Origin of the sequence: Streptomyces sp. NPDC051907, assembly GCF_040681075.1 — a bacterium.
Lineage (GTDB): Bacteria > Actinomycetota > Actinomycetes > Streptomycetales > Streptomycetaceae > Streptomyces.
Window position 1 is genome coordinate 71937 of record NZ_JBFAYB010000011.1, and the last position, 25722, is coordinate 97658.

A 25722-nucleotide genomic window follows, 5' to 3' on the forward strand; every position below is an offset into this window, starting at 1 on the left:
CCAGGGTTGTAATCCCTGTCTGGACCCGGAGTTGAGCCGGGTCAGCGCCCTGGGCAAGACCAGGATGCGCAGTTATGGTGGCAGCCGGCCGAAGGCGCCGTACCGCAGGTCGGCAAGAATAAGGAGCAGCAGAAATGACCGACGCCCAACTCACACCGCCGCCCGGGACTTCGGACGGCGGTCGCGCATTACGCGGCTGGCTCGCCGAGAACCGCAAGAAGAACAGGGTCCAGTGGGACGAGGCCACGAGGACCTGCCAGGTATTCGGCTTCGCCGAGACGCAGCGGATGCTGAAGGACGCGAAGACTTTCTCATCGGATTTCGGCAGGGTGATCCCGAAGCCGGAGACCTCCGTCGTCGTGAAGCCGGGCGAACGGCCCGTGCCGAACCTGCTGGAGGGGCATCTGAGCGTGACGGACCCGCCGCGGCACCAGCTGCTGCGCAAACTGGTCGGCCAGGCGCTCACCCCGCGGGCGGTGCTCGCGCTCGAGTCGAAGATCGTCGACATCACGCGCGGGCTGCTGGACGCCGTGGCAGGCCAGGACGAGGTGGAGATGGTCTCGGCCTTCTTCAACCCGCTGCCGGTGACGGTGATCGCCGAGCTGCTCGGCGTGCCGGCCTCGGACCAGGACATGTTCCGGGCGTGGGCGGACGCGCTGGTGAGCGCCAACCATGACGCGGCCGCGGTCGACACCGCACGGCTGAGCGTGCCGGACACGCTGGCCACGCTGCTGCTCGAGATGCAGTCGTACATCCTCGACCACGCCGACCACCGGCGCAGGCGCCCCGCCGACGATGTGCTCTCCCGGCTGGTGGCCGCGGAGGTCGACGGCGAGAGGCTGAGCGAGACCGAGGTGTTCGCCACCACGTTGATGCTGCTGCTGGCCGGGCACATCAGCACCACGCTGCTCATGGGCAACGCGCTGATCTGCCTGGACGACAACCCGGACGCGCTGGCCGCGGTGCGGCAGGACCCCTCGCTCGTGCCGGGCGCGCTGGAGGAGACGCTGCGCTTCAGCCCGCCCGCGCCGATGACGTACCGGATCACCACCCGCGACACGGAGCTGGGCGGGGTCCCGATCCCGGCGGATGTGATGGTGGCCTCCTGGGTGCTGTCGGCGAACCACGACGAGGCGCAGTTCGCCGACCCGGAGACCTTCGACGTCCGCCGCTCGCCCAACCCGCATCTGTCGTTCGGGCACGGGATCCACTTCTGCATCGGGGCGCCGCTGGGGCGGATGGAGACGAGGATCGCGCTCTCGATGCTGCTGGAGCGCTGCCCCGAGCTGCGGATCGCGCGGCCTCCGGTCTCCTACGAGTCTCCGACGATCTTCGGCGTGAAGGAGCTGGTGCTCGCGCGGCCCGTGCCGTAGGGCGCAGAGAGGCGACGGCGGGCGCGCGGCCGGCCGGGGCCCGGCGGGGGTGCGCGGCCGGCCGGGCCGGGAGAGGCGCGTGGCTCAGCCGGTCGCGGCGGTGGCGAGTGGCTCAGCCGGTCGCGGCCGGCTCCCAGCTGCCGTGCTGGAACGGGCACTTCCGCTGTTCCTCGGCGCTCTCGCGCGTCGGCTCGTCGGGGAGGAAGTACTGCTGCCACTCGCGGTTGTCCGGATCGCCGTACGAGCCGAGGGCGCGCGCCGGCTCCACGGCGTCGTACCGGGCGAGCCGCTTGCGGATGGTCCGCCGCGCCGCCGCGCCGGGCGGGGTGTCCGCCTCCAGCCCCTCGAAGACCCAGCGCGGCTGGAAGGTGATGAAGAACCCGGGGCTGTGTCTGCTCCTGCGCAGCTCGTGCGCGGGGGTGTTGCAGACCACGAAGATCGGCGTGCCGCCGAAGCTGAACTCCCACCAGGGATCGTCGGTGTCGCGCGGCACCTCGGCGGGCCACGGGCTCGTGTCCCGCTCGTGCAGATAGCGCAGCACGGCCCAGAACCGCTCCCGGTACTCCTGAAGCGTCCGCACCTCGCTCTCCGGCCGGAAGAACACCACCAGAGAGGTCTCGCGGCCGAGTTCGCGATATGTCTTCAGATACTCGGTGAGCACATCGCCGAGGGATTCCCAGGAACGCTCGTCGTCGAGGTCTTCGACGAATCCATAGCGCAGTGTGTCCTTCTTCACCCCGGCCACCGCGAAAGTGCACGGAAACGGGCTGGAATCCGAGAGCAGGGTCTCCTGCAGTTCCTGCAGACAGACCGTGCCCCATTGCGGGGTCTCGCCGATTATGTTCTCTGACAATGCAGTTCACCCCGCCGGTAGTTTTTCTCTGAAGCATCGGCCGCAAGGAAGCTACCAGGGCCGCGGGGCGCGGGTCTTCCAACCTGAGTACGCATTGGCCTGTGCAACCAGGAGTGGATGAATCCGCTCGGGCGTGCAGCCTACGGTGCATGGCGGCAGCAATTCTCCGGCGCGCCTTCCGGCGCGACAATGGCCGTGCGTAGCATGCGGCTCCGACGCATCCGACGAATTCCCCAGTGGAAGGAGACCGCAGAGATGTCTGCTCTCGATCCGGCGATATCCGGCTCGGCCACGGCCGAAGGTCCGACGGACGGTCAGGCGAAGGGCCCGGCGGAAGGTCCGGCCGAGGGGACGGCGGAGAGGACGACGGAGGGGACGGCCGTCCAGGGCAGCCCGGCCGAGAATCCGGACCTGGCGCGGATCGTGGACTCCTTCCCGGGCGTCGACCGCTCCGTCGTGCTCGCCGACGAGCACAGAAGCGACGGCCGGCGCTCGTGGACCGCGTACGTGCTGCCGCGCCGGAACGAGGCGGTGACGGACGACGGCGCGGCGCTGGAGCAGAGCTACGTGGAGGAGTGGCGCGGGGTCTTCGACCACGTCTACGGCGCGAGCGCCCCCGGGGACGCCACGTTCGACACCAGGGGCTGGCAGTCCAGTTACACCGGCGCGGAGGTCGACGACGCGGACATGCGGGCGTGGACCGACGACACGGTGGAGCGAATCCAGGCGCTGGGCGGCCGACGGCTCCTGGAGATCGGCTGCGGGACCGGGCTGCTGCTGCACCGGCTGCACGCGGACGCGGAGCGCTACACGGCGAGCGACATCACGGCAGGCGCGATGACGCGGATCCGGGACGCGTTCGGGGGCACGCTCCCCGAGGGGGTGGAGCTGTTCCAGGCGCCCGCCGACGATCTGAGCCCGGTGCCGCCGGGGTCCGTCGACGGGGTGATCCTCAACTCCGTGTCGCAGTACCTGCCGGACGAGCCCTACCTCGACCGCGTGCTGCGGCAGGCCGTGGACGTGCTGGACGACGGCGGGTTCCTCTTCGTCGGAGACGTGCGCTCCGCGGCGCTCAACCGCGCGTTCGCCGCCGGGATCGAGCTGGCCCGGGCCCCCGGCGGCGCCCCCGCCGAGAAGGTGCAGACGCTGGCCGAGCGCCGCTGCGGCATGGGGACCGAACTGCTCGTCGACCCCGGCTACTTCACCGACCTGGCCGCCGCGCTCCCCCGCGTGGCCCATGTCGCCGTGCTGCCCAAGCGGGGGCGCAGCGACACCGAGATGACCCGCTACCGCTACGACGTGGTGATCCGCCTCGACAGGATCCCCGGCGGCGCCGCCCCGGCGATCGAGTGGACCCCGTGGGCCGAGCGCCGGCCGGACGCGGCCGAGGTGCGGCGGATCCTCGTCGAGGAGCGTCCTGAGAGTCTGGGGCTGCTCGACGTGCCCAACTCCCGTACGGCCGCCGACCATGCCGCCGCGGAGCTGCTGGCCCGCCCGGACGGGCCCGCGACGGCCGAGGAGGCCCTGAAGGCGGCACGCGCAGCCGTGGGCCGGACGGTGGACCCGGAGGACCTCTTCGCACTCGGCGACGAGCTCCCGTACGCGGTCCGGCTCAGCTGGGCGCGCTCGCAGCCCGACGGCGGCTACGACGTCGCGATCGTGCGGTCGGCCCCCGACGGCGGGCCCGCGCCGGAGCCTCGCTTTCCGAGCGAGCCCGCGCCGCCGCGCCGGCACGTCAACGCCCCCTGGTTCAGCCGGGTCGAGCATCTGAACCTCGCGAAGCTCCGCGCCCATGTGCGCGAGCGGCTCGACGGTCAGGAGATGCCGGGCCGGTTCGTCGTACTGGAGTCCCTGCCGTTCGCCGCGGACGGGAGCGTCGACCGCGATGCGTTGCGCACCATTCACTGGGCGTGACCCTCGCCGCCGGCGTCCGGCGAGGCGGGATCGGACACACGCCCCCACTGCACCATTTCAGTCGATTCAAACTGCACACAGGGCGGTCGGAATATCCGCGCGGATGGCTGAACCTTTTCCTTTTTCCACGGACATGGAAACCGTTTTCATGCCCATGCCATGCACATATCCCTGTTGAAGTCTCGCCCGTCGCCGCGGCAGGATTTCTCCGCGCCGTCGGAGCCGAGAGAGTTCGCGCCAAATCCGCCCCCGGATTGACTCGAACTCTTGGTTGAGGATCAGCCTCGCTTACGCTGGTGGAGCCATCAGGGCGGGCAACGCGCCCGGGGTTTCCAGGGCGCGCCTGGTGCAGGCGAGCACTCATTCAATGGGGGTTTACGAGAGTGACTGGGGCAGGCGCTGTATCCGGGAGTGCTGGCACAGCCCGGGGACGACAGGGCGGGCAGTGCGGTGTGGCCACGGTTCACCGGCCCGCGGGCCCGCTGAACGAGGTGCCTCCTCAGGGGCGGCGCATCCCTGTGGGCCAGCGTCCCGTGTTCGGCGAGGGGCAGCCGCGCGCCGAGCAGCCGCCCCGCGGCGACAGCGGGCGGGTGCGGATCGTCTTGGCGGACGAACAGCCGCTGGTCAGACGCGGGTTAAGGGCGCTGTTCGAGGGCGACCGCTCCTTCCTGGTGGTCGGCGAGGCCGCCGACGGTGCCGCCCTGCTGGAGCTCGCCCGCCAGCACCGCCCCGACGTGGTGCTGATGGACGCGGACCTGCCCGGGCCCGATGTGCTGGACGTGGTCCGGAGCCTCTGCGACGTCGAGCCCGGCAACTGCGCGGACGTGGTGCTGCTGGCGGCCGACGGAGAGCCGACGCAGGAGCGCGCCCTGGGGGCCATCCGGGCCGGGGTGCGCGGCTTCCTCTACAAGCAGGACAGCGACGGGATCGTCTCCGGCGTGCGGACGGTGACGGAGGGCGGGGTTGCCGTCGCGCCGAGCCTCGTCGTCCAGGCGCTCGCGGGACTGCGCTGCAACTGCCAGACCACCGCGCGCCGGACGCCGGACGAGCTCGACCTCCTCACGCCCCGGGAGCTGGAGATATACCGCCTCGTCGCCAAGGGCATGACGAATCAGCAGATCGCCGACGTGCTGGTGCTGTCCGAGGCCACCGTGAAATCGCACTTCAATCGAATCTGCCGCAAGCTGAGTCTGCGCAACCGCGTCGACGCGGTGATCCTCGCCTATGAAATCGGGGTCGTCGGCGCTCTCGCGGGCAGAGGCCCGGCAGTCTGAGAACGGGCCGGCCGGACCGGGGGCGGTCCGGCCGGTCCTCCATCGGGCCGCGGATCCTGTCGCTATCGGGCCGCAGATCCGGTCCTCTGCCGAGCCGCGGATCCTGTCAGCTGTCGAGCCGCGGATCCGGTCTCTATCGGGCCGCGGGCCGCAGATGGCGGGCCACCGCGGCGACGATCTCCGCCAGATGATCCGTCAGATAGAAATGCCCGCCGGACAGGGCCGTGGAGTCGAACGCGCCCCGGGTGACCTCGCGCCAGCTCTCCATCTCGGCGGGGACGACATGCGGGTCCTCGGTCCCGCAGAAGGCGGAGACCGGGGCGTCGAGCAGCACGGTCGGGGGCGCCGGGCGGAGCGTCTCGATCAGCCGGTAGTCGTTCCTGATCACCGGCAGGAACAGCTGCTGGAACTCGTCGCTGTCGAGGATGTCGTCCGACGTGCCCGCCAGCGCCTTGACCTCGGCGATCAGCTCGTCGTCGGGGAGGGTGTGGGCCAGGGAGCGGCGCGCCGCGTGCGGAGCGGGGCGGCCCGAGACGCAGAGCCCGGCCAGGGCGCCGGGGCAGGCGCGCTCGATGCGCCGGGCGACCTCGTAGGCCACGGCCGAGCCCATGCTGTGCCCGAACAGCACCAGCGGCCGGTCCGCCGAGACGGGCAGCGCCTCGAAGATCGCGTCCGCCAGGACGCCCATGTCGTCGACCAGCGGCTCGTTGAAACGCTCCTCGCGCCCGGGGTACTGCGCGACCAGCACCTCCGCCTCGGGCTTCAGCGCGGCCGCCCACCCCTGGTACGAGCTGGCGCCGCCGCCGGCGTGCGGGAAGCAGACCAGAAGCGGGGCCCCTGGGCGTCCGGGATGCCGGCGTATCCATCCGCGGGAAGTCATTGTCTCGGCGGCCATGCTTCCTCTTTGCTCTTCAACTGGCAGGAATTGCAGTGTACTTGACCGGGGACGCGATCGTACATTTCGCCGGCGGAATGGAGCAAGGCGGGCGAGGCGGCCGCGGGTAAAGGGAAACCACGGTTGGAGACGGCAATCGCTACCGCGGTTGGACGACCGGGCATACGGCCCGCTGTTACGTTCGGCCGAGTCCAGTGCCCCGTGATTTCCTCCGCCGTGAATTCCGCGGAATCCGTGCCCGCACTGGGAACCGTCTCGAAGAGGGAAACGGGGACACCACGCAGTGACGAGCACCGAACCGACGGATGTGGAACTCGATGCGCAGCGCCGGGAACTCCTGCGGCTGATGCTCGCCGAAGCCGGACTCGAGGGGCAGCGCACGACGTCCCTGGAGCCCGAGCCCGTGCCCGCGGACGGAGCGGCGGAGCGGGGCGCGGACGGGGCCGTGGAGGGGGGCGCGGACGGGGCGCCGGGGGGCGTCGACGCGGCGCCGCTCTCCTCGGCCGAGCAGCGCATGCGCTTCCTCCAGCAGCTCCACCCCGACGGCTCGGCGTACAACCTCTGCGGCGGCGTCCGGCTGACCGGGCCGCTGGACCCGGCCGCGCTGGGCGCCGCGCTCACCGCCCTCACCGGCGCCCACGACGTCCTGCGCACCCTCTACCCGGTCGACGAGGACGGCTCGCCCACCCGGAAGGTCATGCCGCCGGCCGAGGTCGTCCTCGCGCCGGCCGAGCCGGTCGACGTGCCGGCCGCGGAGCGGGCCGCGGCGGCCGCCCGGCTGATCGAGCGGGAGGGCCGCGGCCCCTTCGCCCTCGCATGCGAACTGCCCGCCCGCTTCCGGCTGTTCCGGCTCGGCGACGACGACCACCTGCTGGTGCTCGTCGTCCATCACATCGCCTTCGACGACCTCTCCTGGGGGCGCGTGCTCGACGAGCTCGCCCAGCGCTACACGCACGCCGTCGACGGCTCCAGCCCGTCGGACCTGCCCCCGGCTCGGCAGTACGCGGCCTTCGCACGCTGGGAGGCGCGCCGGCTGGCGGCCGGCGACTGGGAGGGGCAGCTCGACTACTGGCGCTCGGCGCTGCGCCCGCAGCCGCCCGCGCTGACGCTCCCCACCGATCTGCCGCGCCCGGACGAGGCCTCGTCCGCCGGGGTCCGCCGTGAGCTGCGGATCGGCGCCGAGGACAGCGACGTACTGCGGCAGCTGGCCCGGGACTGCGGCGCCACACTGTTCACGGTGCTGCTCGCCGCGTACCAGACGCTGCTGCACCGCTGGTCGTCGGAGACGGACATCGCCGTCGGCTCCCCGGTGATCAACCGGAGCCTGGCCGAGTTCGAGGAGGTCGTCGGCAACTTCGGCAACACCGTCGTGCTCCGCACGGACCTCGGCGGCGATCCGTCGTTCCGGGAGCTCGTGCGGCGGGTGCGGGACACCTGCGCCGACGCCTTCGCCCACCAGGACATTCCGTACGACCGCGTCACCGAGGCGCTGCGCCCGGCGGGGGCGAGCGGTCAGACGGCGCTCTTCGACACGATGTTCTCCTTCGTCGCCGCCGCGGCGAGACGGGCGCCGACGCCGACCGTGCTCTTCGAGGAGCTGCCGCACCACAACGGCACCGCTCGCTTCGCGCTCGTCGTCGAGGCGCGGGACGCCCTCGACGGCATCGTGCTGGGGATCACCGCCCGTGCCGATCTGTTCTCCCCCGCCGCGGTGGAGCGGATGCTCGGCCACCTCGCCTCGCTGATCGGCGGCGCGCTGCGCGATCCGGACCGGCGGCTGAGCGAACTGCCCGTGCTCAGCGCCGAGGAGGAGCGGCTGGCGCTGACCGACTGGAGCCGTTCCCACGACGAGCCGGCGGTCGACCGGCCGCTGCACCGGCTGGTCGCCGAGCAGGCCGCCCGCACCCCCGATCTCGTCGCGGTCGTCGGCAAGGGCGGCGCCTTGACCTACCGGCAGCTCGACGAGCTCTCCAACGCGCTCGCCGTGCGGCTGCGCGCCCTCGGCGCCGGCCCGGAGCGGGTGGTGGGCGTCCATCTGACGCGCTCGCCGGAGCTGATCGTCGCGCTGCTGGCCGTGCTGAAGTCGGGCGGCGCGTTCATGCCGCTGGAGCCGTCCTGGCCCGCGCTGCGGCTGGAGACGGTGGCGCGCGGGGCCCGTCCGGCGCTGGTGCTCACCCACTCGGGAAGCACTCCCGCGCTGCCGCCGCTGGACGCGCCCGTGCTCGACCTCGCCGTGCCCGCGGCGGAGGAGGAGCGGGTCGACGCCGCAGCCGGGCCGGACGCGGCGACGGCGACGGCGACGGCGACGGACATGGAGAACGTCGCGTACGTCATCCACACCTCCGGCTCCACCGGCGCTCCCAAGGGCGTGATGATCCGTCATCAGGCCATCGCCAACCGGCTGGTGTGGCAGTCCGCGCTGCTCGGCATGGAGAGCGACGACGTGGTGCTGCACAAGGCGCCCATGGGCTTCGACATCTCCGTCAACGAGATCTTCCTGCCGCTCGTCAACGGCGCCCGGCTGGTCCTCGCCGACCCCGGCGCCGAAGGCGACGTCGGGCATCTGACCGAGCTGATCGAGCGGGAGAAGGTCACCTTCCTCTACATCGTCGCCTCGATGCTGGACGTGATGCTGGAGCGGGAGGACGTCTCCTCCGCCGCGCGCTCGATCAGGCATCTGTGGTGCGGCGGCGAGGCGCTCACGCCCGAGCTGTACCGCCGGTTCCGCTCCCGTCTCGACGCGACGATGTACCACGGCTACGGCCCCGCCGAGGCGACCATCGGCGTGAGCTGCCGGGTCTTCGACGAACGGGCCGAGGGCGCCGCGATCTCCATCGGGCGGCCGAACCCCAACGCCCGCCTCCATCTGCTCGACCCGGGGCTGCGGCCGGTGGCCGTGGGGACGCCGGGCGAGCTGTACATCGGCGGCATGCCGCTGGCGCGCGGCTACCTCCACGATCCGGCGCGCACGGCCGAGGCGTTCGTCCCGGACCCGTTCGGCGGCGAGCCGGGCGGCAGGCTGTACCGCACCGGGGATCTCGGGCGCTACCGCGCCGACGGCCAGATCGAGTTCCTCGGCCGGGCCGACAACCAGGTGAAGGTGCGGGGCTTCCGCATCGAACTGGAGGAGGTCGAGTCGGCGCTCGGGGCGCACCCCGCCGTACGGCAGGCGGTGGTCCTGGCCCGGTCGGATCAGCTCGCCGCCTGGTGCACGACCCAGCAGGACGTGACGCCCGGCGCCCTGCGCGACTGGCTGGCGGCCAGGCTGCCGCACTACTGCGTGCCCGGCGAGATCCAGCTGCTGGACGCGCTCCCGCTCACCAGCGCGGGCAAGGTCGACCGCAAGGAGCTGCTGTCCCGTCCGCCCGCCGAACGCGCGGCGCCGGCCGAGCCGTTCGTCCAGCCCCGGGACGTGCTGGAGCGCGAGATCGCCGCGGTCTGGGGCGAGCTGCTGGGGCGGTCCGACGTGGGCGTCCACCACAACTTCTTCGACCTGGGCGGCCACTCGCTGCTGCTGGCACGGGCGCAGACGCTCTACCGCGCCCGGCTCGGCCGGGAGCTGCCTCTGGTCGAGCTGTACGACCACCCCACCGTGGCCTCCCTGGCGAAGCGGCTGTCCGCGGACGCGGCGGCCGGTGCGAAGAGCGGAGCGGAGGCGGAGCTGGACGGCGCGCGAGCGCGGGCACTGCTCCAACGGCAGGCAGCGACGGCGGGCCGCCGCGTCCGCCCCCGCGCCGGCCGAACTCAGCAGCCCGGCGAGAGGACGCGAGGAGCGTGAACGGCGGCATGGAGCACGACGAGATGGGCGCGGGGTATGGGGCGGGGGCGGTGCGTGGCGGGGTGCCTGCGCATGGCGCGGGGGCGGTGTATGGCACGCAGGCGGCGTACGGCGGGGGCGCGGGGGCTGCGTACGGCGCGGGCGGCGAGGGCGCGGCGGCCGGCGAGAGCGCAGCGGCAGGCGGGGGTGCCGAGAGCACAGCAGTCGGCGGCGAAAGCGCAACGCCGGGCGAGCCCCAGGACCTCGGCCAATTCGACGATCGCAGCAAGCCCCGGGACCTCGGCGCGCCCCGGGACCTCGGCGAACCTGGCAAGCCCCGCGAGCCGCGGGACCTCCGCGAGCCCGGCAGTCTCGGCGAATCCCGGGACCTCGGCGCGCCCGGGGACCTCAGCGAACCCGGCGAACCCCGGGACCTCGGCGATCTCAGCCAACCCGACGGCCTCGGCGAAGCCGACGATCTCGGCGAGGACATCGCCGTCATCGGCATGGCCGGACGCTTCCCCGGCGCCCGCGACCTCGACGAGTTCTGGGACAACCTGGTGGCGGGACGCGAGTCGGTCGTCGAGTTCGGCGATGCCGAGTATCTGGCGGCCGGCGGCGATCCGGCCCAGTTGGACGACCCCTACCTCGTCAAGGCCGAGTCGGTGATCGAGGGCATCGACGAGTTCGACGCCGAGCACTTCGGCTACCCGCCCTCCGAGGCCGAGCTGCTCGACCCCCAGCAGCGGCTCTTCCTCCAGTGCGCCCACCACACGCTGGAGCACGCCGGCTACGGCCCCGGCAGCGCCGCGTCCGACGCGGGCGCCGTCGGCGTCTACGCCGGCGCCGTGCAGAGCCGCTACTTCCTCGACCACGTCTACCCCCGGCTGGCGTACGGGCAGGACAGCGTGGCCCTGCACCACGCCCAGCTCGGCAATGTGAACAGCACCCTGGCGACCCGGGTCAGCTACGAACTCGGGCTCACCGGCCCGAGCGTGGCCGTGCAGACGGCCTGCTCCACCTCGCTCGTCGCCGTGCACATGGCCTGCCAGGATCTGCTCGCCCACCGCTGCGACATGGCGCTGGCGGGCGGCGTCTCGCTCAACCCGGTGCGGCGGCGCGGCTACCGCTATGTCAAGGACGGGCCGTTCTCCCAGGACGGGCACTGCCGCCCGTTCGACGCCGACGCCACCGGGATGGTGCCCGGCGAGGGTCTGGGTGCGGTGCTCCTCAAGCGGCTCGCGGACGCCATAGCCGACGGCGACCACGTCCACGCCGTCATCAAGGGCAGCGCCGTCAACAACGACGGGCGGCGCAAGGTCGGCTTCGCCGCGCCGAGCGCCGCCGGGCAGGCCGAGGCCATCGTGACCGCGCAGGTGATGGCGGGGGTCGACGCCGATTCCATCGGCTATGTGGAGGCCCACGGCACCGGCACGCCGGTCGGCGACCCGATCGAGGTCGCCGCCCTCGCCCGGGCCTTCGCACAGACCACGGACCGCACCGGCTACTGCGCGCTCGGATCGGTCAAGAGCAACATCGGGCACACCGACGCGGCGGCCGGAATCGCCGGACTCATCAAGGCCGTCCTCGCCCTGGAGCACCGGACCATTCCGCCGACGCTGCACTTCGAGAGCCCCAACCCGCTGCTGGAACTGGAGAGCAGCCCCTTCTACGTGCCGACGGAGTCCGTCCCCTGGACGGATACGGCCGGGCCGCGCCGGGCCGGAGTCAGCTCCTTCGGCATCGGCGGCACCAACGCCCATGTCGTCCTGGAGGAGGTGCCCGCGGCCTCTATGGGTTCCGCGACCTCTATGGGTTCGTCGACAGCTACGGGTTCGTCGACCGCTATAGGTTCGTCGGCCGCTGGGGACTCCTCGGCGCCCGAGGCCGACGGCCTCGCCGTGCTGACGCTCTCCGCACGCCGCCCCGAGGCCCTCGTCGAGCTGGCCACCGGCCTCGGCCGCCGGCTCGCGGACCGGCCCGGCCTGTCGGTCGCGGACGTCGCCCACACGCTCCACAGCGGCCGTCGGGCGCATCCGTACCGTCGGACGCTGGTCTGCCACGACACCGCGGACGCCGCACGCCAACTGCTGTCGTCCCCCGCGCACGCCGGCGGACGGGCCGTGGACGGCTGTCCCGTGGCGTTCCTCTTCCCCGGCGCCGGCTCGCAGCACCCCGGCATGGGCAGAGGGCTGTACGACACCGAGCCCGTCTTCCGGCAGGCGATCGACGCGTGCGCGGACATCCTGCGGCCGGTGCTCGGCCGCGAGTTGACCGAGATGCTGTACGAGGAGGACGGCCTGGCCGCCGGGCGGGACGTCTTCCCCACGACGGTCGCGACCCAGTACGCACTCGCCCAGCTGCTGCTGCACTGGGGCGTCCGCCCGGCCGCGATGCTCGGACACAGCCTCGGCGAGTACACCGCGGCCTGTCTGTCGGGGGTGCTGTCCCTGGCCGACGTGCTGCCGCTGGTGGTCCACCGCGAGCGGCTGTTCCAGCAGGCCGCGGGCGGCGGCGGGATGCTCAGCGCAGCCATCGGCGAGAGCGACTGCGCCCGGTACCTCGACGGCGAGATCTCGCTGGCCGCCGTCAACGGCCCGCAGTCCTGCACCCTGGCGGGCCCGTTCGCCGCTCTGGAGGCGGTCGAGCGGCGGCTCGCGCGCGACGGCGTGGAGCACCGCAGGATCCGCTTCGGGGCGGCGGCGCACTCGGCGCTGCTCGACCCGGTTCTCGACGCCTATGGCGAGCGTTTGAGCACCGTGAGGCTCGGCGAGCCGACGGTTCCCTATGTCTCCAATCTCACCGGCGACTGGATCACCCCCGCCCAGGCCGCCGACCCCGGCTACTGGGTCCGCCACACCCGGGAGCCCGTGCGGTTCGGCGACGCGCTGGAGCGGCTGCACGGCGACCGGCGGCCGATCCTGCTGGAGGTCGGACCTGGCAGGGTGCTCACCTCGCTCGCCCGCGCCCGGTTCGGCGCGGACGCCGTCGCGCTGGCCGCGATGCGGCATCCGCAGGCCCAGGAGCCGGACCGGCGGACCCTGTTGGAGACCGTGGGGCAGCTATGGACGCACGGAGCCGAGGTCGACTGGGCGGCGCTCCATAGCCGTCGCCGGCCCCGGCGCGTGCCGCTGCCCGGCTACCCGTTCGAGCGTCGGCGGCACTGGATCGACGCCGTGCGCCCGACGGGCGAGCCGGGCGCCTCCGTGCCGCTGCCGGAGCGCCCCGCCGGCGAGCGCGAGCCGTTCCCGGTGAAGCTGTCCGACGAGATCCCGCGGATGACGCTGGCCGACGAACGGCTGCGCGTGGAGTACGCGGCCCAGCGCCTCCCAAAGGAGCTGACCGCGCTGATCGACCGGCTGGCCGTGGCCCATGTGTGCGCCGTGCTCCGCGGGGCCGGCGTCGACACGAGCCCGGGCTCGCGCCATGGCCGCGACGAGATCGACCGCTCGCTGGGCACGGTCCCCGCCTACCGCAAGCTGGTCGACGCGCTGCTGCGGATGCTCGCCGAGGACGGGGTGCTGGTCGCCGACGACGCCGACGACACAACAAAGGAAGCCGGGGGCAAGGGCGGCGCAGACGGGTCGGCCGGGCCTGACGGCTCACGCGGCGGCACACTGCGCTTCACCCCGGCCGCGGCCGAGGTGCCCGAGCCCGCCGCGCTCACCGAGGAGATCCTCGCCCGCTTCCCCGGCGAGGGCCAGAGCGAGGACCTCGCGCTGCTCGCCGACTGCGTCCGGCACTACCCGGCCGTCCTCGGCGGCGCCATGGCGGGCACGGAGGTGCTGCTGCCCGGCGGCAGCGACGAGCGCCAGCGCGCTCTGATCGACCGCCGGCTCGCGTTCAGCGACGTGCCGCGCTACCGGCGGCTGATGGCCGAGACCGTGGCCCGGCTGGTCGCCGAGGCGAAGGGCCGCACCGTGCGGATTCTGGAGATCGGGGCCGGACGCGGCTATCTCACCTGGGAGGTCGCCCAGGAGCTGCGGGACGCCCCCGGCGTCGAGTACCACTTCACCGACCTCGGCCGCTCCTTCGTCCTGGACGGCCAGCGCCGGGCGCGCCAGGAGGGCTTCGCGAACATGGAGTTCGGGGTCCTCGACGTGACCCGGGACCCCGCGGCGCAGGGGTACCAGCCCGGCACGTTCGACCTCGTGCTCGCCTTCAACGTGCTGCACGCCACGCCCGACCTGCGGCAGACCGTCAGCAACGCCGGCACGCTGCTGACGCAGGACGGCGTGCTGCTGGTCCTGGAGGCGTCCAGGCAGCAGCGCTGGTCGCTGATGACGACCGGTCTGTACGAGGGCTGGTGGTACTTCGACGACGACATCCGCGACGGGTCCCCGCTGATCGCCCAGGACGCCTGGGCGGGGCTGCTCGGCTCCGAGGGCTTCGCCGACGTCACGACCTTCCCGCGCGAGGGCGCCGGCAACGCAGACCGAGCCGGAGATGCCCAGGACGCCGCCGACCACGCCCTGGTGGCGGCCCGCCGCTCCGCCCCCGCGGCGGGCCAGCGGACGACCATCCCGGTCGGCACAGGCGGCGGGTCGTTCAACAGGCGGCCCGAGCTGTCCGTTCCGTACAAGGAGCCGGGCACCGATCGCGAGAAGAGCATCGTGGGGATCTGGGAGGAGGTCCTCGGCATCGACGGCATCGGCGTCGACGACAACTTCTTCGACCTCGGCGGCGAGTCGCTGCTGGCCATGCAGCTGGTGGGGCGGCTGCGCTCGCTGAGCGGCACGGATCTGTCGCTCCAGCGGATCTTCGACGCCCCGACCGTGGCCGCGCTCGCCCCGCTGCTCGACGCGGCGGCCCCCGCGCAGACACCGCGCATCCAGCGCAGCGCACGGCGGACGCGAAGCGCCGCCCGCGACTCCCACGACTCCCACGACGGAAGGACCGACTAGCCGTGTCCCCGGCCCCGACGCAGCATCAGGAACCGCACGACGCGGACGTGGAGCTGTTCCCCACCTCGTACGCGCAGCAGCGCATGTGGTTCTTCCACCATCTGGACCCGGGGAATCCGTACTACAACATCCCGCTCGTGCTGCGGCTGTCCGGAACGGTGGACCCAGCCGCGCTGGGCGCCGCGCTGAACAGCGTCGTGGACCGGCACGAGATCCTGCGCACCACGTTCGCGGAGGCGGACGGCGAGCCGCTCCAGCGGATCGCCGCGCACCGGGCGATCGAGCTGGAGGCCGCCGGCCCGCTGCCCGCGCCGGCGGACGGCGGCGCGCTGAGCGGGCCGGCGCTCCAGTGGGCGCTGGACTGGGTGAACCGGCCCTTCGACCTGGGCGAGGGACCGCTGATCCGGGCCGCCCTGGCGACGCCGGGCCCGGGCGGGGACGAGCATCTGCTGCTGCTCTGTCTGCACCACATCGTGACGGACGGCTGGTCGCTCAACATCCTCGCCCGCGAGCTGGCCGCCTACTACCGGGAGCACGTCACCGGCGAGCCGGCCGAGCTGGCGCCGCTGGACATCCAGTACGCGGACTTCGCCGAGTGGCAGCTCGACCGGCTGCGCGGCGAGGAGCTGGAGCGGCAGCTCGCCTACTGGCGTGCGCGGCTGGGCGGCGACCTGCCCGTGCTGCGGATGCCGGCCGACCGGCCGCGTCCGGCAGTGCAGTCCTTCCGCGGCGGCCGGGTCGACTTCGACGTACCCGACGAGCTGACGGCGGCGCTGCGCGCGTGCGGACGGCGGCACGGCGCCACGCTGTTCATGACGCTGCTGTCGGGCGTGGCCGCGCTGCTGCACCGCTATAGCGGGCAGGACGACATCGTGCTCGGCTCCCCCACGGCCGGCCGCGACCAGGTCGAGACGGAGCCCCTGATGGGGCTGTTCGTCAACACGCTCCCGCTGCGGTCCGATCTGTCGGGCGATCCCTCGTTCGCGGAGCTGCTCTCCCGTACGGCGGCGATGTGCGGCGGCGCGTACGGCCATCAGGAGGTCCCGCTGGACAAGCTGGTGGAGGACCTCCAGCCTGAGCGCGATCCCGGCCGCAATCCGCTCTTCCAGGTCATGTTCGCACTCCAGAACCGTGCGGATCTGGACTTGGCGCTGCCCGGGGCGCAGTTGCGCGCGGTGGCTCTGCCGCGTCCCTCCACCAGGTTCGACCTGGAGTTCCATCTATGGGAGGACGGGGAGCGGATGACCGGGGCGGTGGCGTACAGCACCGACCTCTTCGACCGGGAGACCGTGACCCGGATGACCGGCCGGCTGATCCGCCTGCTCGACGCGGCCGTCCGCTCGCCCGGCACGCCGGTGGCGGACCTGCCGCTGCTGGACGCCGAGGAAGCCGCCGAGCCCGCGGCCCACGCGCCCGCCGCGGCGGTCGATCCGACGGCGACGGTCCCGGCGGCCTTCGCCGCGCAGGCGCTGCGCACGCCCGAGGCGACCGCGGTCGCGACGCCCGACGGCGCGCGCGTCGCCTATAGCGAACTCGCCGATCGAGCATCCGTGTTGGCGAGCGGACTGCACGGGCTGGGCGTCCGTCCCGGCCAGCGGATCGGGCTGCGCCTCGCGCGGGGCGCCGACTCCGTCGCCGCGGCCCTCGCCGTGCTCGCGCTCGGCGCGGTGTGCGTGCCGGTGGACGTGCGCCTGCCCGCCGCCGTCGCCCGGCAGTGGATCGCCGACGCCGAGGTGCGCACGCTGCTCGCCGACGCGCCCGGCCCGGCGCCCGCCGGAGTCGAGGTGATCGCGCTCCCCCTGCCCGAGGCGGCCGTCCTGCCCGAGGCGGCCGCCGGGTCGCCGTCGGCCGGCCAGGACGGCGGACCGCGCGGCGAGGACCCGGCGTTCGTCGTACGCTCCGCCGGCGGGCCGGTCCCGTACCGCCACGCCGACCTGTGCGACAGCGTCCGCTGGCTGCAGGAGCTCGGCGGGCTCGGCGCGGACGACGTCGTCCCGCACGCCGCGCCCGCCGAGCTGATCACCGCCGTCCACGAGCTGCTGTGGCCGTTGCTGACGGGCGCGGCGGTACGCCCCTGTGCTCCCGGGCAGTACGCGGCCGGCGACACCGTCGCGCTGCTGCCGCCTGCCGCGCTGGCGTCGCCGGGCCTGCTCGCCGCGCGGCCGCGTCTGGTGCTCGTCGAGGGCGGCAGGCTCGGCGTGGAGGCCGCGGACCGCTTCCACGCGGCCTGTCCCGCCGCCGAGCTGCATCTGCTGCGTGCCGCGCCCGAGGCGGGCGGCTATCTCACCGCCCAGCGCTGCCGTCCCGAGCTGGCCGACTTCGCCGCGGGCCGGATCGCCAACCGGACCGTCGCCGTGCGCGACGAGCGCGGCAACCCGCTGCCCGTCGGCGTGCCCGGCCGGCTCCACGCCGGGCGGCCGGGCACGGACCCGGCGCCGACGAGCTGGCACGGTCGTCTGCTGGCGGACGGACGCCTCGCCGTCGACGAGGACGACGAGAGCGGCCCCGTACGCCTCGGAGGCTACGAGGCGTCCCGCGCCGGCATCGAGAGCGCGCTGCTCGCCGACGCCTCCGTCGGCGCGTGTGCCGTCGCGCCGAGGACCGACGCGGACGGCGTGGAGCGGCTCGTGGCGTACACCGTGCCGGCCGGGGCGTTCTCGGCCGGACGGCTGCGCGCCCGGGCGGGCCAGACGCTGCCCGCCGCGCTCGTGCCCGACGCGTTCGTGGCCGTGTCGACGCTGCCGCGCACCCGGGGCGGCCGGGTGCACACCGCGGCGCTGACCGCGCTGCCCGTGCTGGACGAGGACCTCGCAGGCCGCTGGGAGCGACAGCTCGCCGAGACCCATGGACCGGGGCGGGTCGCCGTCGTCGTCGAGGAGGACCCGGGCCCGCGGCACGAGGAGCGCGTCCACGTCGGCGCCCTCGGGGCGGGCCCCGCGGAGCAGCGGGCGCCCCGAGGCGCCGGCTCCGACGCGGACGGGCGGCCCGGCGGCGGACGGCTCGCGCTGGCCGTCGGCCCGGACGCGCCCGACCCTGGGGTGCGCACCCTGACCGACGCTCTGCTGCGCGCGGCGGCCCGCGACGAGGGCGGCGTGCTGCATCTGGGCCGCGAGGACGACGGCGAACTCGCCGTCGGCTACCGGGCGCTGGCCGACGAGGCGTCCCGGGTGCTGGGCGGGCTGCGCCGCCTCGGTCTCGTACCGGGCGACAAGGCCGTCCTGCAGTGCCCGGACAACCATGACTTCATGGTCGCGTTCTGGGCGTGCGTGCTGGGCGGCTTCGTGCCCGTGCCGCTCGCGCCCGCGCCCACGTACGCCGAGGACAACGCCCATGTCGAGCGGCTGGCGGGCGCGCTGGAGCTGCTCGGCGACCCGATCGTGCTGACCGGCGGCGCGACGGCCGGGGCGCTGCGCGCGCTCGGCGCCCGGCGGGGCTGGCAGGGCCCGCGCCTGGGCGTGCTCGACGAGCTGCGCACCGGCGAGCCGGACCTGGACCCGCACCCCGCGTCTCCGGACGACGTGGCGCTGCTGCTGCTCACCTCGGGCAGCACCGGCCGGCCCAAGGCCGTCGTCCAGCGGCACCGCAATGTGCTGGCCCGCTGCGCGGGCACATGCGCGGCCAACGGGTTCGGCGCGCACGACGTGACGTTCAACTGGATGCCGCTGGACCACGTCGGCGGCGTGGTGATGTTCCATGTCCGCGATGTGTTCCTGGGCGCCCTCCAGGTCCACGCGCCGACCGCCTGGGTACTGCGGGACCCGCTGCGCTGGCTGGAGGCCGTGCACCGGTTCCGCGTCTCGCTGACCTGGGCGCCCAACTTCGCCTTCGGCCTGGTCAACGACCGTGCGGCCGAGGCGTTGGGACGCGGCTGGGACCTGTCGTGTCTGCGGTTCGTGCAGAACGCGGGCGAGGCGATCATGCCCCGGGTGGCGCGGCGCTTCCTGACCGCCCTCAGCCCCCTCGGTCTGCCCGGCACGGCGATGCGCCCGTCCTGGGGCATGTCCGAGACGTGCTCGGCGGTCACCTACTCGGACGCCTTCACGCTGGAGTCGACGAGCGACGAGGACGGCTTCACCGATGTGGGGCGGCCCATCCCGGGCACGTCCCTGCGCATCGTGGACGACGCCGGGGAGACCGTCCCGGAGGGCGTGCCCGGACGGCTGCTGGTCCGGGGGCCGACGGTCACCTCCGGCTACTACGAGAACGAGGAGCAGAACCGGGAGTCGTTCGCCATGGGCGACGGCTGGTTCGAGACCGGCGACCTCGGGGTGCTCCGCGACGGCAGTCTCACCATCACCGGCCGCGCCAAGGACGTCCTGATCGTCAACGGCGTCAACCACTACTGCCACGAGATCGAGTCGGCGGTGGAGGAGCTGGACTGTGTGGAGAACTCCTGGACCGCGGCCTGCGCGGTACGGGAGGCGCACGCCATGACCGACGGGCTGGTGCTCTTCTTCCACCCCCGTCCGGGGACGGACCCGGCGGGCGCGGCGCGCGAGGTCAGGTCGCAGCTGGTGCGCAAGCTCGGGCTGAACCCCCGTCATGTGCTGCCGGTGGAGCGGGAGGACATTCCCAAGACGGAGATCGGCAAGATCCAGCGGTCCCGGCTCCGGGAGCGTTTCGAGAGCGGGGGCTTCGACGAGGCGACGGCACGCGTCGATCTGCTGCTCGGCAACGAGCGCACGGTGCCGAACTGGTTCCATGAGCGCGTCTGGCGGCCCGCGCGAGCGCTGCCCGCGGCGCCCGCTCCGGCCGACGCGCCCGTGCTCGTGTTCGCCGACTCCGGAGCTCTGGCCGACCTCCTGGTCGCCGAGCTGGCCGCGCGGGGCAGGGACGCGGTCCGCGTCGACCCGGGCGAGGAGTTCGCCAAGGTCGGCGCCGGCCGCTACCGGCTGCGCGCCGAGTCGGCGCGGGACTGCGAGCTGCTCCTGGACGCGCTGGCCGACGAGGGCGCGAGCGTACGGGAGATCGTCCATCTCGCCTCGTGTGCGCCGCCGGCGCCGTCGGACCGGGTGCTGCCGGCCGACGCGGCGGGGCTGGTCCGTCTCGTCCAGGCGCTCGCCGCCCGGCGCACGGACGAGCACGAGGTGACGCTGCGGGTGGTGGGCCGCCACACCCAGCAGGTCTCGCCGGACGAGGTGCTGGACCCCGACCGCGCGGTGCTCCTCGGCCTGGTCGCCAGCCTGGCGCAGGAGCTGCCCTGGCTGCGCTGCTCCCATCTGGACCTCGAGGACGCCCCGGCGACGCGCGAGGAGGCCTCGCTCGTGCTGGCCGAGCTCGCCGCCCGGCGCGGCGAGCCGGAGGCGGCGGTACGCGGCGGGGCGCGGCTCGTACCGCGCCTGGCCGCCCTGCCGACCGCCGCCGGGGGCCGGGCGGCCGACCCCTTCCGCGAAGGGGGCTTCTACACGGTCACAGGCGGACTGGGCGGGCTCGGCGCGGAGGTCTGCGGACATCTGCTCGACGCGTACGGCGCGCGTCTGCTCGTCGTCGGCCGCACCGAGCTCCCGCCGGAGGCCGAGTGGGAGAGCCGCATCGCCGAGGGCGGGGTGCTCGGCCGCCGGCTGGAGGTCTACCGGGATCTGCGCGCCCGCCGCGGCGAGGTGCGGTACGAGGCGGTCGACGTGTGCGACGAGGAGCGGGTGCGGGAGGCGGTGCGGCAGGCCGGCAAGCACTGGTCCGCGGAGCTGTCCGGGGTGCTGCACCTGGCGGGGGTCTTCCGCCAGCGGCCCTTCCTGGACCAGACGCCCGAGGAGCTCGCCGAGGTGCTGGCCCCCAAGACGGCGGGCGCCCGCGCTCTGCTCGGCGCTTTGGAGGACGCGCCGCCCGGGGCCCTGTTCGTGGCCTTCTCCTCGGTCAACGGCGCGTTGGGCGGCGCTATGGCGAGTGCGTACGCGGCGGCCAACGGCTATCTGGACGCGGTCGCGCGCAACCGGCACCGCACGGCCGGCGGCGGCGCGCACAGCCTCGCCTGGAGCCTGTGGGACGAGACCGGGATGAGCCGGGGCCTAGGGCTCGCCGGGCCCAGCCGGGCCCGCGGCTACCTGCCGATCGGCCGGGCGGAGGGGCTGCGCTCCTTCGTCCACGCGCTGCGCCGGGGCCGCCCCCATGTGCTGATCGGCCTCGACCCCGCCAAGCCCTCGATCCGCGGGCTTCTGGACGCGCCCGTACGGCCGTTGGAGAAGCTGGTCGCCTATAGCGAGTCGGCGGACGGGAGGGAGGGCGCGGGGCTCGTGGACCGCCATGGACTCGTGGACCGCTATGGAGTGGCCGTTCCCTGGGAGACGGTCGCGCTCGGGGCCCTCCCCCGCACGGCCGACGGATCGTTGGACCGGGCGGCGCTGCTCGACACGTCGCGCGCGGGCGACGGCGAAGGCGGGGGCGCGGCGACGGCGGAGTCCGGGCCGGCCGGCGAGACGCAGCGGCTTATCGCGTCGGTCTGGCGCGAGGTCCTCCAGGTCGACCGGGTCGGCCCGCGGCAGAACTTCTTCGATCTGGGCGGCCACTCGCTCCAGATGGCCCGGGTGCACGGGCTGCTGGAGACGGCGCTGGGCCGGAGGTTCTCCATGGTCGACCTGTTCCTGCACCCCACGGTCACGGCCCTGGCGGCGCACCTGGAGGGGGACGGGAACGGGGACGAGCCCGGGACCGCGGCGGCCCCGGCGGGCGCCAGGGGCCGCGAGCGAGCGGAGCGCCGCCAAGCGGCCCGCGCCCGCCGCCGCGGCCGCTGAGACGGCCGGGGCGGTGGAGCAGCGCAGCACCCGGACAGCGCCGCCGCCGGTGCGGCAGCGGCTCGTCGAAATAGCCGCGCCCTGGGGCGGGGTCGCCCCGTTGGGGCTCAAGGCGCGCGTGGGGCTCTGGTACGTGGAGCCGGACCTCGCCGCGGGTGATACTCCCGGTGCGGTAGCGGCGCGCCTAGCTGACCGCGCCCTGGGGCGGGCCGCCCCGGGGCGCAGGGCACCGTCGGGCTCCCGTACGGCGAGGCCGAAAGCGATCTCGCCGGTGGCGGCGCGCCCAGACGACCGCGCCTTGGCGCGGGGTCGCCCCGTACGGGCGCAGGGTGCCCCGCGCAGCACCCGGGCAGGCGACGCTCCCGGCGCGGCCGCTCGGCGCACCCACCTGAACGTGCCCTGGGGCGGGGTCGCCCCGTAGGCACCGCTGGGGGCCATCAGGCTCCCGTACAGCAGAGCCGAAGGCCCTCTCGTCGGTGGCGGTGTCCAAGGCGCCGCGCCGGTCGCGCGGTCCCAACGCGGCGACGTGCGGGCTGCGGCACAAGGCAGGCGGCCGGGCCCAATCAGGCGAGCCCAACCGCCTGCCTCAGCGACGCCGCCCGTCGCACGATGCAAACGCGGCGACGTGCCGGTCGTGCGGCACAAGGCACGCGCCCCGCCCGCCTCAGCCGCGTCGGCCGTGGACGAGGAAGACCCGGCGGACGCCGTCCTGGTCGCGCGGCGGCACAGGCGCCGACCAGCGGCCGTAGTCGGCTGCCGGCTCGCCCGGCTGCACCGCCTCCGCGGCGACGCCGTGCCGGGCGAAGAGCTCCTCGGGCTCGTCCGTGCCGAACTGCCAGGGGCAGCCCCAGCCGGCGAAGACGTCCAGCTGGCCGCGCGCGTGGGCGTGGCTCAGCCCCGCCGAGTTGACGACGTCGGCCGCGATGACGCTGCCGGGCGCTGTGATACGGCGGACGCGGTCGAGGACGCTGTGGACCCCGGCCTCGGGGAGGTAGTAGAGCACGCCCTCGAGCAGCCAGGCGGACGGCAGTCCAGGGTCGTACCCGGCGGCCTGGAGGCGGTCCTCCCAGTCGGGCTCGATCAGGTCGGCGGCCACCATGCGGTGCCGGTCCGCCCGGGGACGGACGCCCGCGAGCCGGTCCTCCTTGTAGGCGAGCACCGGCGCGCGGTCGATCTCGTAGTAGCTCAGGCCCTCGGGCCACTCGAGCCGGTACGCCCGTGAGTCCATGCCGGCCGCGGCCGACACGATCTGGGGCACGTCCTCGGCGGCGCGCTGCAGGCAGTCGTCGAAGAAGCGGGTGCGGACGGCGTTGACGTCGAGGCTGTCGGGCATCGTCCGCTGCCCCTGCGCGGCGGCGGCGGAGGGGGCCACGCCGGGAAAGGTCGCCTCCCAGACCTCGGCCAGCAGCGCGGGGCCCGTCTCGCCGCAGAGCAGCTCGGCGTACGGGTCCTCGTACAGCCGGTCCGGTCTGCGGCTCTCGGCGGCCCGCATCGCCGCGGTGAGCAGCGAGGTGCGCCCTACCGCGTCCAGGAGCTCGGTCATGGCACGCCTCCTATCCGCGCGGGGCGGCGACCAGGGCCGTGGTCTCCACCGGCAGTTCGGCGATCCGCTCGACGTCCAGGCCGGCCCGGTCCAGCAGGGCCGTGAAGTGCTCGACGGTCCGGTGCCGGCCGCCGTTGGTCATCAGCAGATGCAGGTCCCACAGCGCGGGCAGCACCCGGGAGCCCTCGTCGACCACGACGCGCTCGAAGATCAGCAGACGGGAGGACGCGTCGGCCATCCCGCGTCGGCAGTTCTCGAAGGCCTGGACGAGCTGGTCGTCGTCCCAGCCCGCCAGCACCCGGCAGAGGATGTAGACGTCGCCGCCCTCGGGCACGGCGTCGAACATGCTGCCCCCGGCCACGGCGGCGCGGTCCAGGCCGACCGTCGCCGCGAGGTTCTCGCGCGCGGCCGCCATCACGTGCTCGCGGTCGAACAGCGTTCCCCGGGCGTCCGGCGCGGCCTTGAGGATCGTGGCGAGGAGCTGGCCGTTGCCGCCGCCGACGTCGACGACGTGCTTGCCGGAGAAGTCGAAGGCGTCGGGCACGTAGTCGAAGAAGAGGTTCCCGGCCCGCATGGCGCGCTGGAAGCGGTCGGAGGCGTCCTGGTGGTGGCCGAGGTAGGTGTAGAGCGGCTCGCCGTACGCGATCTCGAAGCCCGCGCCGACCGTGCTGATCGCCTCGGCCGCGTGCCCCCAGGCGGTGTAGAACTCCTCGCCGTACAGCAGGCACATGTCGCGCAGCGAGTCGGGGCGGTCCAGCAGGGCGGAGCTCACCGCGGTGTTGCGGTAGCCGGTGCGCTCGCTGCCCTCGAAGACGCCCATGGCGACCAGGAGCCGCATCAGCCGGTGGACGCCCTCCTCCTTGGCGCCGGTCGCCTCGGCCAGTTCGGCGCTGGTGGTCAGGCCGGCCTCGATGCGGTCGGGGATCCCCCATGTGACGGCGGTGTGCACGGCCTGCGCCCGCCATCCGCCGGTGATCAGCTCGACCACTTCCTGAGCGGCCTGCAAATCGGACTTCACGTCGGTATTCCCCTTCGCTTGATCACCGGTATCTCGACGCCCAGCGCACGCATCTGGTTGTACGGATTCATGAACTCCCGCTGCGTGACGATCTTTCCGTCAGCGAGCAGGAACGAGTGGAGGAAATGGTTCTTGTAATGCCCGGGCGGATAGTCCGGGTAGCGGATCTGCCCTTCTCCGTCGCACTCGACCCAGAATCGATTGGGGTCCTGGGTTTCGAAGACCTCGACGTTGAACCATACCCAGTCGGGGAAGATCTCCAGCGACCACGCGCCGTGCGCCTTCAGCTTCTCGAGACCGCTGGAGACGATCGGCGCCTCGGTGTCTCCGGTGTACAGACCAGCGCTGCCGTCCTCGGCGAAGAGCAGATAGCGGGTCAGCCGCGTCTCGCCGCGGCGGCTCATGTAGTCCTCGACCACGGCTCGATTCCGGCGGCGGAGCTCGGTGTCGTCCTTGAAGGTCATACCGGATTTGATATCAGCCCGCGCAATGCGCCATCAAATGTCCAACTGAGAGACGGCCGCGGCCGCGCGCTGCCCGAGCAGCGTCCAACTGCGGGGAATCACCGCTTGGACGCCGGACGGCTCCGGCGGGCGCTGCTAGCGTGAAGAAATGCAGGATTACGCGATTGTCGACGTGTTCACAGAAACGGCCCTGGAGGGCAACCCGGTAGCCGTCTTCTTGAACGCGAGCGAACTCTCCGCCGAGCAGATGCAGAGAATCGCCCGCGAGATGAATCTGTCCGAGACCACGTTCGTGCTGCCGCCCGAGAACGGCGGCGACGCCCGCGTACGCATCTTCACACCGGTCAACGAGCTGCCGTTCGCCGGGCATCCGACCCTCGGCACGGCCATCGTGCTCGGCGGCGACGCCGACCGGGAGCGGCTGCGGCTGGAGACCGCCATGGGCACGATCCCGTTCGAGCTCCACCGGGCGGACGGCCGGGTCGTCGCCGCCCGGATGCGGCAGCCGGTCCCGACCTGGGGCCCGTACGAGCAGGCCGACGAGCTGCTGGCCGCGCTCGGCGTGGCCGAGTCCGTCCTCCCGGTGGAGATCTACCGCAACGGGCCGCGCCATGTGTACGTCGGGCTGGGGAGCGTGGCCGCGCTCTCCCGCGTCCGGCCGGACCAGCGCGCGCTGGCCGAGCATCTCGACATGGCGGCCAACTGCTTCGCGGGCTCGGGGACGCACTGGCGGATGCGGATGTTCTCGCCGGCGTACGGCGTGGCCGAGGACGCGGCGACGGGGTCGGCGGCGGGGCCGCTGGCGATCCACCTCGCCCGGCACGGCCTGGTCCCCTTCGGCGCCCGGATCGAGATCCTCCAGGGCGTGGAGATGGGCCGCCCCTCGTACATGTACGCCGAAGTCGCCGGCGACGAGGGCGAGATCGGCACGGTCGAGGTGTCGGGCTCCGCGGTGGTGGTCGCGCGCGGCTCGCTGTACGTGTGACCCGGGCGCGGGCC

12 protein-coding genes are annotated in these 25722 nt (G+C 73.6%); 7 read left to right on the top strand and 5 right to left on the bottom strand.

Annotated features, from left to right (window positions below):
- Window positions 1–134: 134 nt before the first annotated feature.
- Window positions 135–1373, top strand: a complete 1239-nt coding sequence (locus AB0M39_RS09945) for a cytochrome P450 (protein WP_365362144.1) — start codon at window positions 135–137, stop codon at window positions 1371–1373.
- A 112-nt stretch (window positions 1374–1485) separates the two neighbouring features.
- On the opposite strand, the gene AB0M39_RS09950 is transcribed toward AB0M39_RS09945, so the two are convergent.
- Window positions 1486–2226: a YqcI/YcgG family protein gene (locus tag AB0M39_RS09950; RefSeq protein ID WP_365362146.1), complete on the bottom strand. Its 741-nt coding sequence runs from the start codon at window positions 2224–2226 to the stop codon at window positions 1486–1488.
- A gap of 255 nt (window positions 2227–2481) precedes the next feature.
- Between AB0M39_RS09950 and AB0M39_RS09955 the strand changes: the two genes are divergently transcribed.
- Together AB0M39_RS09955 and AB0M39_RS09960 are read left to right on the top strand one after the other, a co-directional pair.
- On the top strand, window positions 2482–4140 hold the full coding sequence (locus AB0M39_RS09955; protein WP_365362148.1) for a methyltransferase: 1659 nt from the start codon (window positions 2482–2484) through the stop codon (window positions 4138–4140).
- Window positions 4141–4658: 518 nt separating this feature from the next.
- Window positions 4659–5414: a response regulator transcription factor gene (locus AB0M39_RS09960; protein ID WP_365362150.1), complete on the top strand. Its 756-nt coding sequence runs from the start codon at window positions 4659–4661 to the stop codon at window positions 5412–5414.
- 133 nt (window positions 5415–5547) lie between these two features.
- On the opposite strand, the gene AB0M39_RS09965 is transcribed toward AB0M39_RS09960, so the two are convergent.
- Window positions 5548–6309: an alpha/beta fold hydrolase gene (locus AB0M39_RS09965; protein WP_365362152.1), complete on the bottom strand. Its 762-nt coding sequence runs from the start codon at window positions 6307–6309 to the stop codon at window positions 5548–5550.
- Window positions 6310–6592: 283 nt separating this feature from the next.
- On the opposite strand from AB0M39_RS09965, the gene AB0M39_RS09970 reads away from it, so the two are divergent.
- Genes AB0M39_RS09970 through AB0M39_RS09980 form a run of 3 tightly spaced genes read left to right on the top strand, consistent with a single transcriptional unit; the run spans window position 6593 to window position 21698 of the window.
- A complete protein-coding gene (locus AB0M39_RS09970; protein WP_365362154.1) occupies window positions 6593–10087 on the top strand; it encodes an amino acid adenylation domain-containing protein in 3495 nt (1164 codons plus the stop codon).
- On the top strand, window positions 10084–14970 hold the full coding sequence (locus AB0M39_RS09975; RefSeq protein WP_365362156.1) for a beta-ketoacyl synthase N-terminal-like domain-containing protein: 4887 nt from the start codon (window positions 10084–10086) through the stop codon (window positions 14968–14970). Before AB0M39_RS09970 ends, AB0M39_RS09975 begins: the two co-directional genes overlap by 4 nt.
- Window positions 14971–14972: 2 nt before the next feature.
- Window positions 14973–21698, top strand: coding sequence for an SDR family NAD(P)-dependent oxidoreductase (locus tag AB0M39_RS09980; RefSeq protein WP_365362158.1), 6726 nt, complete (start codon window positions 14973–14975; stop codon window positions 21696–21698).
- A gap of 664 nt (window positions 21699–22362) precedes the next feature.
- Here AB0M39_RS09980 and AB0M39_RS09985 read toward each other — a convergent pair.
- From AB0M39_RS09985 to AB0M39_RS09995, 3 genes are read right to left on the bottom strand one after another with little or no spacing between them, the layout of a single operon-like run.
- The gene (locus tag AB0M39_RS09985) at window positions 22363–23241 is read right to left on the bottom strand and encodes an SAM-dependent methyltransferase (RefSeq protein ID WP_365362160.1); all 879 of its coding nucleotides are present in this window, start codon (window positions 23239–23241) and stop codon (window positions 22363–22365) included.
- A gap of 10 nt (window positions 23242–23251) precedes the next feature.
- A complete protein-coding gene (locus AB0M39_RS09990) occupies window positions 23252–24259 on the bottom strand; it encodes a methyltransferase (protein WP_365362162.1) in 1008 nt (335 codons plus the stop codon).
- Complete coding sequence (locus AB0M39_RS09995) at window positions 24256–24723, bottom strand: PhzA/PhzB family protein (protein ID WP_365362164.1); 468 nt, start codon at window positions 24721–24723, stop codon at window positions 24256–24258. The genes AB0M39_RS09990 and AB0M39_RS09995 overlap by 4 nt, the downstream gene beginning before the upstream one ends.
- A 148-nt stretch (window positions 24724–24871) precedes the next feature.
- Between AB0M39_RS09995 and AB0M39_RS10000 the strand changes: the two genes are divergently transcribed.
- On the top strand, window positions 24872–25708 hold the full coding sequence (locus AB0M39_RS10000) for a PhzF family phenazine biosynthesis protein (RefSeq protein ID WP_365362166.1): 837 nt from the start codon (window positions 24872–24874) through the stop codon (window positions 25706–25708).
- Window positions 25709–25722 lie beyond the last annotated feature (14 nt).

Excerpts from the sequence above, each read along its gene's own strand:
- AB0M39_RS09945 (WP_365362144.1), top strand. The coding sequence starts at position 135 with ATGACCGACGCCCAACTCACACCGCCGCCCGGGACTTCGGACGGCGGT.
- AB0M39_RS09955 (WP_365362148.1), top strand. The coding sequence starts at position 2,482 with ATGTCTGCTCTCGATCCGGCGATATCCGGCTCGGCCACGGCCGAAGGT.
- AB0M39_RS09965 (WP_365362152.1), bottom strand. The coding sequence starts at position 6,309 with ATGGCCGCCGAGACAATGACTTCCCGCGGATGGATACGCCGGCATCCC.
- AB0M39_RS09985 (WP_365362160.1), bottom strand. The coding sequence starts at position 23,241 with ATGACCGAGCTCCTGGACGCGGTAGGGCGCACCTCGCTGCTCACCGCG.
- AB0M39_RS09995 (WP_365362164.1), bottom strand. The coding sequence starts at position 24,723 with ATGACCTTCAAGGACGACACCGAGCTCCGCCGCCGGAATCGAGCCGTG.
- AB0M39_RS10000 (WP_365362166.1), top strand. The coding sequence starts at position 24,872 with ATGCAGGATTACGCGATTGTCGACGTGTTCACAGAAACGGCCCTGGAG.